Raw genomic sequence first — 17459 nt, forward strand, 5'->3', positions numbered from 1 at the left:
GCTTCGTGTATTTAAAACGCATTGAAATAGCCGGCTTTAAATCATTTGCAGATAAAACAATCATTGAGTTTGAAAATAGTGTCACAGCGGTCGTTGGACCAAATGGTAGCGGGAAAAGTAATATTACCGAGGCCATCCGTTGGGTACTAGGAGAACAGTCTGCGAAAAGCCTTCGTGGTGGGAAAATGCCGGATATTATTTTTGCCGGTTCTGATTCCCGTAAACAATTGAATGTCGCTGAAGTAACCGTCGTATTAGACAACTCTGATCATTACTTGCCACTAGAGTATAGTGAGATCAGTGTGACACGTCGTTACCGTCGAACAGGTGAAAGCGACTTTTTCATCAATAAACAACCTTGCCGTTTGAAAGATATCCAAGAATTATTTATGGATTCTGGCTTAGGGAAAGAATCATTTTCGATCATCTCTCAAGGAAAAGTCGAAGCGATTTTTAGTAGTAAGCCAGAAGATCGACGAGGGATTTTTGAAGAAGCAGCCGGAGTCTTGAAATACAAACAGCGCAAGAAAAAGGCGGAGCAAAAGCTTTTTGAAACAGAGGATAATCTAAGCCGTGTCCAAGATATCATCTATGAACTTGAAGAGCAATTAACTCCTTTGGCCGCCCAGAGTGAGGCAGCTAAGGAGTTTTTACGATTAAAAGAAACATTGACAAAGACGGATATCTCCTTAATGATTGCGGAAATCAAGGCTGCAAAAAAAGAGTGGGATGAACGCCAAATACAACTGGATCAGTTCAATCAATCGTTGACGTCATTAACGACGCAGATCCAAACGAAAGAACAATTATTAGCAGACAAACGCAAACAAAACAATCAAGCCGATCGCATGATCGAAAAAAATCAACAAACCTTGTTAGCCTTGTCAGAAAAATTGAAACAAACAGAAGGACAAAAAGAAGTATTACTTGAGCGAACGAAGCATACCCAAAAGAGCACAAAAGAATACCAAGCTTCTTTAACTGAAGTACAAGAAAAAGTGGCTCATTTTGAAGAATTAAAAGCGACTTTGACACGAGAAGTCAGTCAAAAAGAAGCAGAGATCCAACAGGCTGAAAAAGCACTGATGAGTACGCAACAAGAATTGGAGAAATACCAAAAATCAACAAAAGAATTGTTGGCAGAATTGCGCGATCAGTATGTTGATCTGATGCAAGAACAAGCAACTGTCGGCAATGAATTGAAGTACTTGGAGCGTCAATATGTCCAAGAGACATCTAAAAGTCAGCAAACACTAGCCAAACAATCTGAAGTGGAAGCTAATGTTGCGAAAATGTCCGCCAAGCAAATCGAATTGACAGAGCGACATGAAAAGCTACAGCAAGCTTTGAATGAGGTCAAAGCGTCACTTGAACTTGTGCAAACAAAAGGGAAACAAGCACAAAAGCGCTTGGCAAAAGAACAGCCTAAAATGTATCAACTGATGAACCAAGTCCAACAATTACGAGCACGTCAGAAAAGTTTACAAGAAATCCAAGAAAATTACTTTGGCTTTTATCAAGGTGTTCGTTTGATCTTGCAACAAAAACAACGTCTTTCAGGTATCGTTGGAGCGGTTGCTGAATTGATCGATGTTCCAGCGGATTATACATTGGCAATCGAAACAGCTTTGGGTGGTTCGGCGCAACATGTCATTGTTGAAAATGAAGGCGATGCACGTCAAGCCATCACTTATTTGAAACAACAAAAAGGTGGCCGAGCAACGTTTCTACCATTAACGACAATCAAGCCTCGTCAATTACCTGCTCATATTTTTGCACAAGCGCAAACAGTTGACGGGTTTATCGGGATCGCTAGCGAACAAGTGACTTATCCCGAACAGATCCAGACAATCGTCCACAATCTATTAGGGACGATTCTATTAGCAAAAGACTTAGCAAGTGCCAATGCCATTGCCCAACAGATCCGTTACCAGTATCGTGTGGTCTCGTTAGAAGGTGATGTCATGAATGCCGGTGGTTCAATGACTGGTGGGGCGACGAAGCGAGGCAATCAAGGAAGTTTATTTGCACAAAATCAAGAATTAAAACAATTGACTAGTGAGTTTCAACAAGCCGATCAGGAATTGCAAAGTCAAGAAAAGAAAGTCCAAGCATTGCAACAAGAAATCACGGTTTTGGCAGAAGAACAAGAACTTCTTCGAACACAAGGAGAACAGTTACGCTTTGAAGAACAAGAAGTAGCAAATCAACGACAAAATGTGGCCAACGAACTCACTCGTTTTGAAAAAGAACAGCAAATCTCAAGTTATGAAACGCGTGAACTGCAACAATTCATGGAGAATTATCAAAAACAACAGGCAGAGCTTTTGGCAAAACAGCAAGAACTCGAAATACAACGCCAAGAGATCGATACTGAAATCAGTTCATTGAGTCAAGAAAGTGACAAGATGGAAGAACGTCGCGCGCAGATCCAGGAAAAACAAGCACAGGAGCAAGCCTCATTAGCCGTATTGAAAGAGCAATTCAATCATTTACAGATCCAACTACGTGGCGCACGCGTACAAAAAAATGAGGCATTAGCCAAACAAGAAGGACTAGAACAACAACTGCATGCATTGACTGCGGACTTCTCTGATCACGAACTGACAGAAGAAAGTTTAGATCAACGAATCGCTGATTTAGCGACAGAAAGAGATCGCTTAAAAGCTTCTCTAGAAGACGCCAAACAGTCACGTGAAGAAATGCAAGCGACCATCGATGCGTTGGATGCCGACCTATTAGCTGAAAACCGTAAACAAAAAGAACTTTTGACAGAGCAGTCACAGTTAGAGGTCCAAAAGAATCGTGCGGAAATGATTTTGGATAATCATTTGAATTATCTTCAAATGGAGTATCAGATGAATTATGAAAAAGCTTGTGAAGCTTATGAAGAAACAACGGATGTAGCGAACAGCCGGGTAGAAGTTGCTTCGTTGAAACAACAAATCGATCGTTTAGGCCCAGTAAATCTGAACGCCATTGAGCAGTATGAGCAAGTGAATGAACGTCATACCTTCTTGGCTACGCAACGGGATGACTTATTATCGGCTAAGGATCAATTATTTGAAACAATGGATGAAATGGACGATGAGGTACGGACTCGTTTCAAAGAAGTTTTTGAAGCAATCCGTCAAGAATTCAAAATCGTTTTCCCAAATATGTTTGGTGGCGGTCGCGCAGAGCTTGTGTTGACTGATCCGACGGATTTGTTGCAGACAGGGATTGAAATCGAAGTTCAGCCTCCAGGTAAAAAACTACAAAGTTTAAGTTTACTTTCAGGAGGAGAACGTGCATTGACTGCTATTGCGTTGCTCTTTTCGATTATTCGTGTCTGCCCTGTACCGTTTTGTATCCTTGATGAGGTCGAAGCTGCGCTAGATGAAGCCAATGTCAAACGCTTTGGTCGCTATCTCAGCGAGTTCCAAGACGATATACAGTTTATTGTGGTGACGCATCGTAAAGGGACGATGGTTGCTGCGAATGTCTTATACGGTGTAACCATGCAAGAGTCTGGGGTTTCAAAAATCGTCTCTGTCCGTATGGAAGACATCAATGAAGAAGGAAGAATGAGTGAAACGAAAGTGTAGGGGACGAAATGATTAAATTAATCGCTATCGATTTAGACGGAACACTATTGAACGAAGAAAAGAAAATCTCATCTGAGAATAAACAAGCTTTGGCTCAAGCAAAAGCACAAGGGATAAAAATCGTTTTATGCACGGGGCGTCCTTTAGCAGCAATGGCTCACTATTTACAAGAATTAGGTTTAATCGAAGAAGGCGATTATAGCATTACCTTCAACGGTGGCTTAGTCCAGAAAAATGATACAGGTGAAATTATAGAGAAAAAAGCGATGTCTGTGTCTGATATCCATCGTCTTTATGCGTTGGCACAAGAACTAGACTTGCCATTAGACGTCTTATCAGATAATGTTGTCTTGCAATTACCTAGTGCGCCTCAAAAGCAATCGTTGTACAATGTATTAAACAGCTTATTGCAATTCCAACCAGCAGTACTAGCTGATATCACAGATGAGTTTGTGTTGAACAAAGCAGTCATTGCCTATGAGCAAGAAGAACTAGATGCAAAAATCAAGGACATTCCAAGCGCTTATTATGAGTCATATGAGATTATCAAAACGCGCAATGTTTTATTAGAATTTATGCCAAAAGGCGTTACTAAGGCATATGGCATTTCTTTATTAGCAAAAGATTTAGGACTTGAACGTAGTGAGATCATGGCAATCGGAGATGAGGAAAATGATCTACCGATGATCGAATACGCAGGACTTGGTGTAGCCATGGAAAATGCGGTGCCTTTTGTCAAAGAAGCCGCTGATCATGTCACGGCAAGTAACATCGAACATGGGGTAGCAAAAGCGATCCAACAATTTGTTTTAGTGTAAAGGAGGTATACTATGGGATTTTTTGATAAGATCAAACGAGCCTTTACTGGTGAAGAAGCACCAGAAGAAGTAGAAGTACAAGAGAAATATGACAAGGGTCTAGAAAAGACCCGTAAAACGTTCGGTGAACGAATGAATGAACTGTTTGCGAATTTCCGTACGGTCGATGAAGATTTCTTCGAAGAATTGGAAGAAACATTGATCGGTGCAGATGTCGGCTTTGAAACAGCCATCAAGATCACTGAAGCGTTACGCCAAGAAGTGAAGCTAAGAAACGCCAAGAAACCAGCTGAGATCCAAAATGCGATCATCGAAAAATTAGTTGAGCTTTATGAGCAAGAAGGCATCGATGAAGTCAATACATTGAATATTCAAGAAGAAGGCTTAACGGTGATCCTCTTTGTTGGTGTCAATGGCGTAGGAAAGACGACGAGTATCGGTAAATTAGCACATCAATACAAAACGGGAGGCAAAAAGGTATTGTTAGCCGCAGCAGATACCTTCCGTGCGGGTGCGATCGATCAATTAGTCGTTTGGGGAGAACGTGCAGAAGTTGAAGTGGTTCGAGGCAAAGCTGGTGGTGATCCTGCGGCAGTCGTTTACGATGCCATCGAAAAAGCTAAAGAACAACAAGCAGATATTTTACTTGTTGATACAGCTGGACGTCTGCAAAACAAAGTCAATTTGATGAATGAATTAGAGAAGATCAAACGTGTGATCCAACGAGAATTACCAGAAGCACCACATGAGATCTTACTTGTGTTAGATGCGACGACAGGGCAAAATGCTATGGTCCAAGCGAAACAGTTCAAAGAAACTTCTGATGTGACAGGGCTAGTTTTAACAAAATTAGACGGTACAGCTAAAGGTGGAATCGTCTTAGCCATTCGTAATGAATTGCACCTTCCAGTCAAACTTGTTGGTTTGGGTGAAGGAATCGATGATTTGGAAGCTTTTGATCCCAATGACTTTGTCATCGGTCTATTTAAGGGCTTATTGAAAGAAGAATAAAAAATATATGAGCATAAGTTCATCTAAAGAGCTTGTAACAAAGGTGTTCAACTTCAAGAAATAAAAAAGAAGCCACGGGAATCGTTCGTTAAATTTCCGTGGTTTTTCCTTTATTTTTGAAGAGGTTCCGTTTGTTTCAGGCTCTTTATTCTCCTTCCAATGGAATAGCGATATTTAAGGAATAATATTTCGAGTATAAATCAAAAATGAACCAGTGATTTTTTTGACTATCCTGTCTGGCTATGTGCTATCTTATTGTTCAGTTTGAAGTCATTTTCCTACAATATCAGCTGTAAAAAAAAAAAACACCCCCTTTTTTCTCATTTTAAAACAATTTCATTCTTTTTCTTGGCGGTTTTTACTATAATGTAACATATGAATTGGAGGACATTTAACCATGAACTATAAAGAATTATTATTGCATCCTCGTTCACTGCCGTTCATTAGTCAAGCTCGTTTTGGGGTTGAACGTGAAGGGCAACGTGTGAACTTCTCTGGAAAGTTGGCAACAACCGATCATCCTGAGATTTTTGGGGATCGTACGTATCATCCATACATCCAGACAGATTTTAGTGAAACTCAAGTCGAATTGATTACTCCGGTCACGGATTCTATCAACGAACTTTTCAAATACTTGGAAGCAATCTACGACGTTGCTTCACGCTCAATGGCAGATGATGAAATGATCTGGCCTTTAAGCATGCCTCCGGCTTTACCTGAAAAAGACGAAGAGATCATGATTGCGAAGCTTTCTAATTTTGAAGATGTCTTGTATCGTCGTTATTTAGCAAAGGAATATGGCAAACGCAAGCAAATGGTCAGCGGCATTCACTTCAACTTTGAGTTTGGTGATGATCTTTTACAATCCTTGTTTGTACAACAAACAGAGTTTACCGACTTTGCAGCATTTAAAACAGAATTATATTTTAAAACAGCACAGAACTTCTTGCGTTATCGTTGGTTGATCACTTATTTGTTTGGGGCGTCACCTCTAAGTGAAGACCACTATTTTGTAGGCAAGCCAGCACCAGCAGAACCGGTACGCAGTATTCGTAATAGTTCCTATGGTTATACGAACCATCCGAATGTCAAAGTATCCTATGCGTCAATGCAACAATATTTAACCGATATTGAAAAAATGGTGGAAGAAGGCAAGTTATCCGAAGAAAAAGAATTCTATGCACCGATCCGTTTTCGTGGTGGAAAACGTGTAGCTGATTTAGCAAAATCAGGTATTCGCTATATTGAACTGAGAAATATTGATTTAAATCCTTACGCACGTGTAGGGATCAGTCAAGCACAAGTTCAGTTTTTACAATCGTTCTTAATGTATATGCTATGGATGGAACATGATGTAGCAGTCGATGCATGGGTCGAAGAAGGCGAGCAGCGAAATGAACATGTAGCTTTAGAAAATCCTATGGATCAAACTGCTTTTTATGATGAAGGAATGCTGCTTCTTCAAGGAATGAAAGAGATGCTTGGAGCTTTAGGACAATCCGAACGCCTACCATTGATCGATGACATGATCGCACAATTGAATGAACCACGTGAAACATTGGCAGGCAAGATTTATCAGCAAGCACAACAAACAAGCCAGCATGACTTTGCTTATACTCTAGGAAAACAGTATGAAGAAGAAAGTCATGAACGTTCGTACCAATTAGCGGGATTTCGTGACATGGAACTGTCGACACAGATTCTGATGTTTGATGCGATCCAAAAGGGCATCGAAGTACAGGTCATAGATGAATCAGATCAATTTTTACGTCTGCAGCATCAAGAGCATATCGAATATGTGAAAAATGCCAATATGACAAGTAAAGACAGCTACATTGTGCCATTGATCATGGAAAATAAAACAGTCACTAAAAAAGTGCTAAAAGAGGCCGGATTCCGTGTACCTGAAGGAGCCGAATTTACTTCAATCGAAGAGGCTTTGAACGCTTATCCACGATTTGCAGAACAAGCCTTTGTTATTAAACCTAAATCGACAAATTACGGGTTAGGGATCACGATCTTCAAAGAAGGAGCATCTTTAGAAGATTACCATGCTGGTTTAGCTATCGCCTTTCGCGAAGATACTTCTGTACTAGTTGAAGCATTCATGCCTGGAACAGAATATCGCTTCTTTGTGATCGATGGGCAAGTAAAAGCCATCTTACTTCGAGTTCCTGCCAATGTTGTGGGTGACGGAAAACGAACGGTGGAAGAACTTGTCGCTGAAAAAAACCTAGATCCATTAAGAGGCAGTCACCATCGTGCACCATTGGAATTGATCCAGTTAGGTGAACTTGAGCAGTTGATGTTAAAAGAGCAAGGACTAACCATCCATTCTGTACCTGAAAAAGATCAAATCGTGTATTTACGCGAAAATTCCAATATCAGTACAGGTGGCGATTCAATCGACGTAACAGATGAATTTTCAGACGCGTATAAACAAATTGCACAGCAAGCAGTGGAAGCCCTAGGAGCGAAAATCAGCGGCATCGATTTGATCATTCCTGATAAAGATATTGATCCTCAAACAGATGACCAAGCCTACGGCATCATTGAAGCGAACTTCAATCCAGCGATGCACATGCACGTTTATCCATTTGCTGGTCAAGGCAGAAGACTGACAATGAATGTCTTAGAGCTGTTGTATCCTGAAGTGATCAACAGACAAAAAGAGGCTAAATAAATCATGAACTCGTAGGACAAAAAAATCATCCACATCACTAGATTTATCTAGTTTGTGAATGATTTTTTGTTTTGCCACAGCTACATACGAACGCTGACAAGTTTTGATTAAAAACACAAAAATTTAGTTTACCTTTAGAAATCACTTGAATAATCGCGTCCAAAAGCTTTTTTTCTTTGGGGCTTCCTTCTCAGGCTTTGTTGGATATTTTTCTTCTATGTCAATAACGGGCTCATTCACCGCTTCTTTGGTCGCAATCAGTAGACCAATGCTTTGTGGATCTTCGGAAACATGATCGTTTACAACTGTGAATTTCGTTTGATTTTTCGTTGCTAATTGGATGTATTGATTCTGGATCTCCAGAGGTAGGGTTCCGTTTATCAGAATAAATGCTTCTGGTCGTTTCTCGAGTTCTTTTAGGAACTTTTCTTTATTTGTCGGCTCATTCATTTCAGCAACGGTCATACTGAGGTAGCAACGTTCACGAAAGGTACCTAGGTATTTATGCTGTTCTTCTGGGTTGACCAAGGGCGTGCCATACATTCCTTTGTCCAAATGATTTTTCAATTCATCTGATGCCATCCAATTTCCTCCTTTGTTGTTTTAAGTCATTATAACATAGAGGGTGTGACTGAAGCGTTTTGATCTGAGAAGTAAGCTAGAAAATCAAAAAATTGTTTTTCATATTTTGTAATTTTCTAGCTTAGTGTTGAAGGTTAGCTTTTGGATCACGATTTAACCAGGTTGTGAGAAAGTCGTTTAGCTCTAAGCATTAAGGCAGAAATTGAGAAATAACTTCCCACATTTTTAAGGTCAGAAACAAAAAGGAATTTTATTTTTGTCCCGTACACGTACTCTCAAATTTGCATAGCTTGTTCTTATTTCATTAAAAAACGGTTGCTTTTGTTCAATGTTTCACTTAGAATAAGAATGAGAATCATTCTCAGTTAGTGAGGTAAAGGAAAATGCGCGTGGGACGCTTGATGGTTTTGTTAGTTATTTTAAGTATATGTTCGCTATTTATTGGCGTGTCTCGAGTTGAATTCATGGAGATTATCCGATTTGAAGGACAGAGTATGCAATTGTTGTTGGCGACACGTTTTCCGCGAACGATTTGTTTAGTACTGGTAGGGGCAACGAGTAGTATTTGTGGGTTGATCATGCAACATCTGACTCAAAATAAATTTGTCTCACCAACGACAGCTGGCACGATGGATAGTGCAAGATTGGGTATCTTAGTGGTGATGCTCTTTTTACCGAATGCTTCTTTGTGGATTCGTTCAGCAACTGCATTTTTATTTGCTTTTGCAGGTACGCTTTTATTTTTATCTTTTGCACGATTTTTTCCACAAAAAAATCAGTTGATGTTACCATTGATCGGCGTGATGCTAGGAAATATTATCGGGGCTGCTGCAACATTTTTCGCCTATCAGTTTCAGTTAGTACAAAACATGTCTTCATGGCTACAAGGAAATTTTGCAACAGTCATGCGGGGAAATTATGAATTACTGTATGTAACGATTCCTTTATTACTTATATTGTCTTTTTTTGCCTATCAATTTACGATCGTAGGCTTAGGTGAATCGTTCGCAGTGAATTTAGGGATGAATTATCGCAACATGCAACTATTAGGGATTGGCCTAGTTTCTTTAGCCAGTGCGATCACTTTGATCATGGTTGGGACGATTCCTTTCTTAGGAGTGATCATTCCAAATATCACAGCAAAGCTCTATGGGGATCAGGTACATAAAACATTAGGGATCACAGCCATTTTTGGTAGTATTTTTTTGCTTATCTGCGACATGATCGCTCGTCTTGTGATTTTTCCTTATGAAATCCCAGTCAGCGTCATCGTAGGTATCATAGGTGGTTTGATTTTCCTTTACTTGTTAGTAAGGGGGCGCAAGCATGGGTAAAAAGATCACTGGTCTATTTTTTATTTTGTCGCTACTCGTGATTGGCGTGACGATCGGCTATTTGACAATCAACACGTATGGTAATTGGGCTTTTGCATGGGCCTTACGAAGCAAAAAAATCATGGCGTTCATTTTAGTGGCATTTGCGACAAGCAGTGCGACCGTTATTTTCCAAACGATTACCCAAAATCAATTTTTGACACCTTCTGTGTTAGGGCTCGATTCCCTCTATGTACTTGTTCAAACCCTCCTCTTTTTCTTGATTGGTGGGGTGACGATGCTTCAGCAAACAGGTACAGGCTTTTTCTTAGTCAACGTGGCATTGATGGTTGGCTTAAGCCAGTTATTGTTTTTCTTTTTATTGCGAAAAGAAGCACCTAACTTATTCTTATTATTGATGACGGGGATGATTTTAGGGACACTTTTCAATAGTATCAGTACGTTTTTACAAGTGGTGATGGACCCGAATGAATATGATTTGTTGCAAGGGAAGTTGTTTGCTAGCTTCGGTAATGTCCAGACTGCCTATCTCCTACCTGCTGCATTGTTGATTGGCTGTTGTTGGGTGTTCCTTTTTTATAAAAGACATTTTCTGGATGTCTTTCATCTAGGGAAGGATCAAGCAACGAACCTTGGGATTGAGACAGAGCGTTTTCAATTTTCTATTCTTTGCTGTGTCAGCTTGTTGACAGGAACAGCCACTGCTTTGGTGGGACCAATCACTTTTCTTGGATTTATTGTTGCAAACGTCAGCTATCGTTTATTTGCAACGTATCGTCATAGTGTTTTACTACTAGGAAGTTTTTTGATTGCTTTCTTGTTTTTGACTGGGGGACAACTGATCGTTGAGCAAGTGTTTGGTTGGAACACGACGCTCAGTGTGGTTGTGGAGTTCACGGGTGGTATTTACTTTATTACAAAATTGATTCGAGAAAGGAAGGAACTGGGATGATCAATTTGAATAGTGTCGAGAAGTCTTACCAAGGAAAAACGGTCGTCGAGGCCTTGCAACTGGAAATCTCGGATCAACAATTGACAGCCTTTATCGGTCCAAACGGCGCGGGAAAGTCAACCGTTCTTTCCATGATCAGTCGCTTGATTCCTAAAGATGCAGGTGAGATCTACTTGGATCATAATGAAGTAAAAGCTTGGAAGTCCAAAGAGATGGCAAAAAAACTAGCTATTTTGAAACAATCCAATGAGATCAGTATGAAAATCACAGTCGAGGAGCTTGTATCGTTCGGGCGTTTTCCTTATTCGAAAGGAAAGCTGACAACGAAAGACCATCAGATCATCGAAGAATCACTCCAGCATCTAGGATTGGAAGAACTGAAGGACCAAACGATCGACACGCTTTCTGGGGGCAGTTGCAACGAGCGTATATTGCGATGGTTCTTGCGCAAGATACTGATTACATTTTGCTGGATGAACCACTCAATAATCTCGATATGAATTTTGCAGTACAAATCATGCAAATTTTAAAGCGCCTTGTACAAGAATTAGGAAAAACGATCATCATTGTGTTACACGATATCAATTTTGCGGCGAGTTATGCCGATGAGATCGTCGCAATGAAACAAGGAAAGTTATTTATACAAGGCAAAACGAACGATATTATTAAAAAAGAAGTACTAGATCAATTATACGAAATGGACATTCGAATCTGTGAAATCGAAGGACGCAGATTTTGTCTTTATTTCTAAAAACTACGAAGGAGCATCAAAATGAAGAAAATAGTTTTAGGATTTTTAGTCATGGCATCTTTAGGATTAGCAGCATGTGGAAATAACGAAGCACAAACGAGGGAAACAACAGCATCAAGTACTATCGCAACGGATACAATGTTGACAGTCAAAGATAGCAACGGGGAATCTGTGGAAGTGCAACAAAACCCTGAGAAAGTTGTAGTGTTCGACAATGGATCATTAGATACGCTTGATGCATTAGGTGTTGGAGACAAAGTCATAGGAGCGGCAACTAAAAATTTACCTGCTTACTTAGAAAAATATCAAGAAGTTGAATCTGCTGGAGGAATCAAAGAACCTGATTTGGAAAAAATCAATGAGATGCAACCAGATTTGATTATTATTTCAGGTCGTCAAAGTGATTATCAGGAACAGTTGAGCCAAATTGCCCCAACACTGTATTTAGCAATGGATGCAGAAAACCCATGGAAATCTATGCAAGAAAATGTGACAACATTGGCAAAGATTTTTGATAAAGAAAAAGAGGCAGAAGAAAAATTAACAGATTTAACTAAACAAATCGATGAAGTAAAAGAGAAAGCCAATGCGCTTGATCAAACTGCTTTAGTTACTTTAGTGAATGAAGGGCAACTTTCGGCATATGGTTCAGGTTCACGTTTCGGACTAGTTCATGATTTATTTGGCTTTAAACAAGCTGATGATCGAATCGAAGCGTCTACACATGGTCAAAGTGTTTCTTATGAATATGTTTTAGAGAAGAACCCAGGGATTTTATTTGTGATTGATCGTACCCAAGCAATTGGTGGAGATACAAGCAACGATAATGTAGCTGCAAATGAATTAGTAGCACAAACAGATGCCGGTAAAAATGATCAAGTAATTTCATTGCAATCAGATGTATGGTATTTGAGCGGTGGTGGACTTGAATCAATGAACTTGATGATTGAAGACGTCAAGCAAGCGCTAAAATAATTTTTCAATGAATATACAAGAAATGAACGAGTGCCTATCAACTAGATAAGTACTCGTTCATTTCTTATTCAATGGGTGATTGTTTGATCATTAGGAAAATCTAGTGTAAGGGTAAATTCATTATCGACTTCATAAGGATCGATTCGTGGGGTAGGGTCATGGAACAAGTGAGCAAGCCATTGTCGGAACATAAGATCGCCTCCTTTGATTTGACAAAAGGATACAAGGCGAACCTTAGAAAAAGCTTAAAGTATAGAATCAAGCGTGTGTTTCGGCTAATGTTTGATAATTGACGATTTTGACTTGACGATAAAAGTCAGCTGGTAGTTTTGACCAACGTTTCAAAAGTTGATAAAAATAACTATCTTCCGCTTTGATTTTGTACTCACTTAAGATCAATCCGAAGTAGTTTGGTTTTTTCTTTGCTAATTTGTGATAGATCGATAATGCTTTTTCTTTGTCTTCATCAACAAATAATGTTTTAACTTCAATATAAGATCCTTCGATGTTCTGTGTTTCTTCAATAAAGTAAATGCTTTTTATATACTCTGTCATAAGTAAGACCTCCAGCGCTTGTTTAGTTGTTAAGATAACAATAGCTAAAATTTGTTACTAAATCGTGAACAAAAAATTATTCTTTTTCAGTGATTATTTAAGTTTTTTCGTTTTTCTATAGTTGATCTGTTATTTTAAGGAGATATTAAGTTTTGTCTTGCTTCTTTCCGTGAATTTCGATACAGTAATTTAAACTAAAGGAAAAGGTAGGGGAGGCACATGGAATTATTGATCAATCGAAACTTAGTGTTTGCAGAAAATCGTGTCATAGAAACGGAACGTCTGATTTTAAGGCCAATCACATTGGAAGACGTAGAAGACATATTTGAATATGCCCATGATGTAGAAACGACCCGCTTTGTTTTCCCTCGACATCAGTCGATCGAAGATACAAAAATCAGTGTTGCGAATTTTTTTATGGCATCACCGCTTGGAAAATATGCTATTGAATGGAAAGAAAACCGCAAGATGATTGGTACGATTGATTTGCGGATACAAGAAGGAGATGATACGGCTGAATTAGGTTACGCTTTAAATAAAAAGTATTGGGGACAAGGAATCATGCCGGAAGCTGGAAAAGCGCTTCTGAAATTGGGCTTTGAAAAAATGGATCTCGTAAGGATCTTTGCTTATCATAATACAAAAAATAGTAAATCGGGACGAGTGATGGACAAGTTAGGAATGAGAGAAGAAGCTATGATTCCTGATGCAAAACGAGAAAAAGGAGAAATCATTTCAATCGTTCTTAAAGGAATTACCAAAAAAGCTTGGTTGGAAGGTCACCCAAAAACAAGTTAGTTGCAACTTCGTACAAAAATCATTAAGCTAAAATTGAGGTGATTAAGATGGAATTTATCGTATCAAAAGAAGCGGAAGAACTGCTTCGTGGAAAAGTGAATGACAATGAACAATTATTGCTAGATGTTGAAGACGGAGATGGACCATTTGCGAATAGCCGGATCACTTGCCAAATCGATACTTCTTTTCGTCTGATTATTGTAGAAAAAGAAACATCGGCAGATCTAAGCTTATATTCTGAAGTAGTCGATACCCAAATGGGACCAATCAAAATCAAGAAAAGCGCACTTGTTTATTTGGATAACCCGACAACGTTAGCAGTAGAACCAACTTACAAGAGTCTGCAACTGAAAGGACCAGGGGGAATCATCAAAAATAACCTCCAAATCGTCACATCAACTATCTAAGATTTAGAAGGAAAAAGAATGGGAAATTTAGCAATCATTAGTGACTTACATGTGGACATCAATCAATTTGGCGAAGCTGAATTAATGCTCTTATGGGAAGTCTTACAACAAAAAAAGATTACTCGACTTCATCTGGCTGGGGATACCGCCAATAAAGTCGATCGCTGTGTCGCAGTTGTTGGCTTTTTTGCTGAGCGGCTACCAACGACTTTCCATTTTGGCAATCATGAGTTAGCTGATGTTACTGGCGAAGCAATGATCAGTCATTTTCCAGACGTCCATTTTTTGAATGAGCGCTATATTCCATTAAATGAGAAAACTGTGTTATTAGGCATCAATGGTTGGTATGATTACCAATTCTCAGAAGAAAAAGACGTGAGGAAAATCGTGCGGATGAAGCGTTTGTACTGGTATGACCGCTTGATTGAGCGAGATGGAACGGATCTAGAAGTGAATGATCGAGTATTGGAAGCAACACGATCATTATTGGATACTCTACACAAAAAGAAATTGAACGTGATTTTATCAACACATTTTGTTCCAAAACAAGAATTCATTGTTTACCAAAACGCGCCTTATGAACGTTGGAACCAACTCAATGCGTTCTTAGGTTCAGCTTCATTTGGAAAACTACTCGATCAATACGATAATCTTCAACAAGTCGTCTTTGGGCATACGCATCGACGGTTTGAGGATAAAGTACTCCAAGGGACGACCTATAGTTGTCGACCATTTGGCTATTATTACGAATGGCAATTAACACGAGATTTTATCGATGAATATCAATTGATTGATCGCTACAATCCAATGAAATTACGCGTATTATTACGAACACATCGTCCAGAATTTAAAGAATACCAGTTACAACATTTAAAAAAAGAGTTTGAACAAGCAGTAACAGTGATTGCTTACTGAAAATTTGAAGACCACCAAGTATCGATTTAGATGACACTTGGTGGTCTTTTATGTATTTTTTGGTTTTACTTCATCAATCATCCCCATTCATTTTTGATCTCCGCTACTTTATTCCGTCAATCCTACTCGGCAACTTCATCGATCATGTAATCTAATGCTACATCAGATAATAAGCTAGCAATTTCTTTTTTCAATTCACTTGTCTAAATTGATACTTAATCGTTCATTTGTCTTATTTGTGTCCATAATGATTCAATTCTCTCTTTGATTTACAAACTACGACCCTATCCTACCCTTATTTAAGGGGATATTATGGTAACAATTACAGTTCGTGTGACAGAAGATGAGAAAAAATTTTTGGATGAAATGGCTAAATTTGAAGGAAAAAGTCTCTCTGCATTACTTAAAACAACAATATTAAATGTTTTAGAAGATGCGTATGATGCAAAGATAGGAGATTTAGCCTATGAAGAGTATTTGAAAGATAAAAAATCAAATGATTTATCTGTTCTTTTAGAGGAGTATGAGATAGGTGTAAAAAAATGAGCTACTTGTAAGAACAACGCCTACCTTCGATAGACAAATAAGAAAACTAGACAAATTCGAAGCAACAACTATTTTAAGATGGTTACATAAACAGAACGAAGGCACAAAAAATCCTGGATATTCAGGTAAGCCACTTGTGGGGAACTACACAGTTAAATGGCGCTACAGAATAGGAAATTATCGCGTCATTGCAAAGATTGATGATGAAAAGTTGATTGTTTTAACATTAGAAGTAGGACATAGAAAAAATATATATCTATAGTAGAATCTGCTCCGAAGTGAACGGTTATACACTTCGGTTTTTTGTATTCAAATATGTTTTAAAAGTCAAATCAAAAAGCACCTTATTCAAAAAGGAATGAGGTGCTTTTGTATTGATTTATCTACCCGAGATTTTATTCTTATTTTTGATAATGATAAAACTTATCACGCCAATCACGAAGAGTACCAAGCCAAAAAGTAAAGTATGAGTGATGCCGATTGGATAAGGTGCTACCTGTACTTGATTAAAAACAAGTATTGAAAGATATCCGATAAATATAGAAATTGGCATAAAGATGATTCAAAGGATATTAAGCCAATCAGAGGATGATTTTAGCTTTGAAATCAATAAAAACGGAAATCTAAGGAATTGCTTCCAAAGATTCCCGTTTTTATAGTACTCATTAATTTTATGCCATAAATAATGCTTTGTAGACAAATACTGCTACAACACCGGCACAAATTGGTGCAACGACTGGAACCCAAGCGTAATCCCATTGTGAAGAACCTTTGTGCTTCAATGGTAAAAGTGCATGGACCAAACGAGGTGCAAAGTCACGTGCTGGGTTCAATCCAGGACCTGTAGGGCCTCCTAGTGAAGCGACCAATGTCCAAACTAAGAAACCAAGAGCTAAGTGAGCTGTTCCTAAGTTATCTTGGAAGAAAGGTGCTTTTGTGATACCTAATGCGCCAAAGAATAAAACGAATGAACCGAAGAATTCGTTGACGAAACCATTGAACTTAGAACCAACACTGTTGATCGTTGAGAAAGTTCCTAAGACATGGTTTACATCTTCAGTTTGATCATAGTAAGGTTTATAACAAGCGACCACGATCAATTGTCCTAGAGCTGCTCCAAGTAATTGTGCAACGATATAAGGTACGACTTCTGCCCAAGGGAATAAACCATTCGAGGCTAAGGCGATCGTAAATGCCGGATTGATATGATTTCCGCTAATGCCACCAAAAATCATTGCTGGCATCATAACGCCAAAACCATAACCAACAGCAATCAGCATCCAGTCACTGCCATATCCTTTTGTTCCTTTTAAATCTACATTTGCGACAGCACCATTACCTAAAACAATCAATAATGCTGTACCAAGTAGTTCCGCCGCTAGACGGGTCATAAGTGAATAATCCATAATACCCTCCATAATTTTATTGAAATATAAAAAAGAAACAACAACACAGCGGGTGAAGTGTTCCGTAAGAGGTGTGCTTCTGTTGTCGTGATAAGTGCAAAATAAAAAACGACTTCTTTATAGAAAGAAATCCGAGCAA

At 38.8% G+C, this 17459-nt stretch carries 15 protein-coding genes and 2 pseudogenes; 13 read left to right on the top strand and 4 right to left on the bottom strand.

Going from position 1 to position 17459, the window contains the following annotated elements; all coding sequences use genetic code 11:
- Window positions 1–5 precede the first annotated feature (5 nt).
- The 4 genes from smc (at window position 6) to gshAB (ending at window position 8099) form a co-directional block, all read left to right on the top strand.
- Window positions 6–3587 (top strand): chromosome segregation protein SMC, encoded by a 3582-nt coding sequence (smc, locus tag CYK55_RS00925; protein ID WP_034689387.1) that lies wholly within the window; start codon window positions 6–8, stop codon window positions 3585–3587.
- 8 nt (window positions 3588–3595) lie between these two features.
- The gene (locus CYK55_RS00930; protein WP_034689386.1) at window positions 3596–4405 is read left to right on the top strand and encodes a Cof-type HAD-IIB family hydrolase; all 810 of its coding nucleotides are present in this window, start codon (window positions 3596–3598) and stop codon (window positions 4403–4405) included.
- 12 nt (window positions 4406–4417) lie between these two features.
- Window positions 4418–5416, top strand: a complete 999-nt coding sequence (gene ftsY / locus CYK55_RS00935; protein WP_034689385.1) for a signal recognition particle-docking protein FtsY — start codon at window positions 4418–4420, stop codon at window positions 5414–5416.
- 397 nt (window positions 5417–5813) lie between these two features.
- Window positions 5814–8099, top strand: coding sequence for a bifunctional glutamate--cysteine ligase GshA/glutathione synthetase GshB (gshAB, locus tag CYK55_RS00940; protein WP_034689383.1), 2286 nt, complete (start codon window positions 5814–5816; stop codon window positions 8097–8099).
- Window positions 8100–8240: 141 nt separating this feature from the next.
- On the opposite strand, the gene CYK55_RS00945 is transcribed toward gshAB, so the two are convergent.
- A complete protein-coding gene (locus CYK55_RS00945; RefSeq protein ID WP_034689381.1) occupies window positions 8241–8681 on the bottom strand; it encodes a YueI family protein in 441 nt (146 codons plus the stop codon).
- A gap of 383 nt (window positions 8682–9064) precedes the next feature.
- Here CYK55_RS00945 and CYK55_RS00950 point away from each other — a divergent pair, with 383 nt between their 5' ends.
- The 4 genes and pseudogenes from CYK55_RS00950 to CYK55_RS00965 all read left to right on the top strand — a co-directional run bounded on the left by CYK55_RS00950 (window position 9065) and on the right by CYK55_RS00965 (window position 12693).
- Window positions 9065–10015, top strand: coding sequence for an ABC transporter permease (locus CYK55_RS00950; protein ID WP_126133810.1), 951 nt, complete (start codon window positions 9065–9067; stop codon window positions 10013–10015).
- On the top strand, window positions 10008–10967 hold the full coding sequence (locus CYK55_RS00955; protein WP_126133811.1) for an iron chelate uptake ABC transporter family permease subunit: 960 nt from the start codon (window positions 10008–10010) through the stop codon (window positions 10965–10967). Before CYK55_RS00950 ends, CYK55_RS00955 begins: the two co-directional genes overlap by 8 nt.
- A pseudogene (locus CYK55_RS00960) lies at window positions 10964–11718 on the top strand (ABC transporter ATP-binding protein). Before CYK55_RS00955 ends, CYK55_RS00960 begins: the two are co-directional and overlap by 4 nt.
- A 21-nt stretch (window positions 11719–11739) precedes the next feature.
- Complete coding sequence (locus CYK55_RS00965) at window positions 11740–12693, top strand: siderophore ABC transporter substrate-binding protein (protein ID WP_034689376.1); 954 nt, start codon at window positions 11740–11742, stop codon at window positions 12691–12693.
- A 68-nt stretch (window positions 12694–12761) separates the two neighbouring features.
- Here the strand turns inward: CYK55_RS00965 and CYK55_RS13920 are convergent, their stop codons facing one another.
- Both CYK55_RS13920 and CYK55_RS00970 read right to left on the bottom strand, forming a co-directional pair.
- Complete coding sequence (locus tag CYK55_RS13920) at window positions 12762–12884, bottom strand: hypothetical protein (protein WP_268745025.1); 123 nt, start codon at window positions 12882–12884, stop codon at window positions 12762–12764.
- 67 nt (window positions 12885–12951) lie between these two features.
- The gene (locus tag CYK55_RS00970) at window positions 12952–13248 is read right to left on the bottom strand and encodes a hypothetical protein (RefSeq protein WP_034689375.1); all 297 of its coding nucleotides are present in this window, start codon (window positions 13246–13248) and stop codon (window positions 12952–12954) included.
- A gap of 219 nt (window positions 13249–13467) precedes the next feature.
- Between CYK55_RS00970 and CYK55_RS00975 the strand changes: the two genes are divergently transcribed.
- The 5 genes and pseudogenes from CYK55_RS00975 to CYK55_RS00995 all read left to right on the top strand — a co-directional run.
- On the top strand, window positions 13468–14046 hold the full coding sequence (locus CYK55_RS00975) for a GNAT family N-acetyltransferase (protein ID WP_034689374.1): 579 nt from the start codon (window positions 13468–13470) through the stop codon (window positions 14044–14046).
- A 47-nt stretch (window positions 14047–14093) separates the two neighbouring features.
- The gene (locus CYK55_RS00980) at window positions 14094–14453 is read left to right on the top strand and encodes an iron-sulfur cluster biosynthesis family protein (protein ID WP_010734414.1); all 360 of its coding nucleotides are present in this window, start codon (window positions 14094–14096) and stop codon (window positions 14451–14453) included.
- A gap of 18 nt (window positions 14454–14471) precedes the next feature.
- Window positions 14472–15368 carry a metallophosphoesterase gene (locus CYK55_RS00985; RefSeq protein ID WP_034689372.1) on the top strand — a complete coding sequence of 299 codons (897 nt, stop codon included), beginning with the start codon at window positions 14472–14474 and terminating at the stop codon, window positions 15366–15368.
- A gap of 312 nt (window positions 15369–15680) precedes the next feature.
- Window positions 15681–15914 carry a type II toxin-antitoxin system RelB family antitoxin gene (relB, locus tag CYK55_RS00990; protein WP_034689371.1) on the top strand — a complete coding sequence of 78 codons (234 nt, stop codon included), beginning with the start codon at window positions 15681–15683 and terminating at the stop codon, window positions 15912–15914.
- Between the two features lie 19 nt (window positions 15915–15933).
- A pseudogene (locus CYK55_RS00995) lies at window positions 15934–16176 on the top strand (type II toxin-antitoxin system RelE family toxin); the annotation flags it as partial.
- Between the two features lie 409 nt (window positions 16177–16585).
- On the opposite strand, the gene CYK55_RS01000 reads toward CYK55_RS00995, so the two are convergent.
- The gene (locus CYK55_RS01000; RefSeq protein WP_019723412.1) at window positions 16586–17320 is read right to left on the bottom strand and encodes an MIP/aquaporin family protein; all 735 of its coding nucleotides are present in this window, start codon (window positions 17318–17320) and stop codon (window positions 16586–16588) included.
- Window positions 17321–17459 lie beyond the last annotated feature (139 nt).

Origin of the sequence: Enterococcus mundtii (assembly GCF_003957375.1) — a bacterium.
Classification (GTDB): Bacteria; Bacillota; Bacilli; order Lactobacillales; family Enterococcaceae; genus Enterococcus_B; species Enterococcus_B spodopteracolus.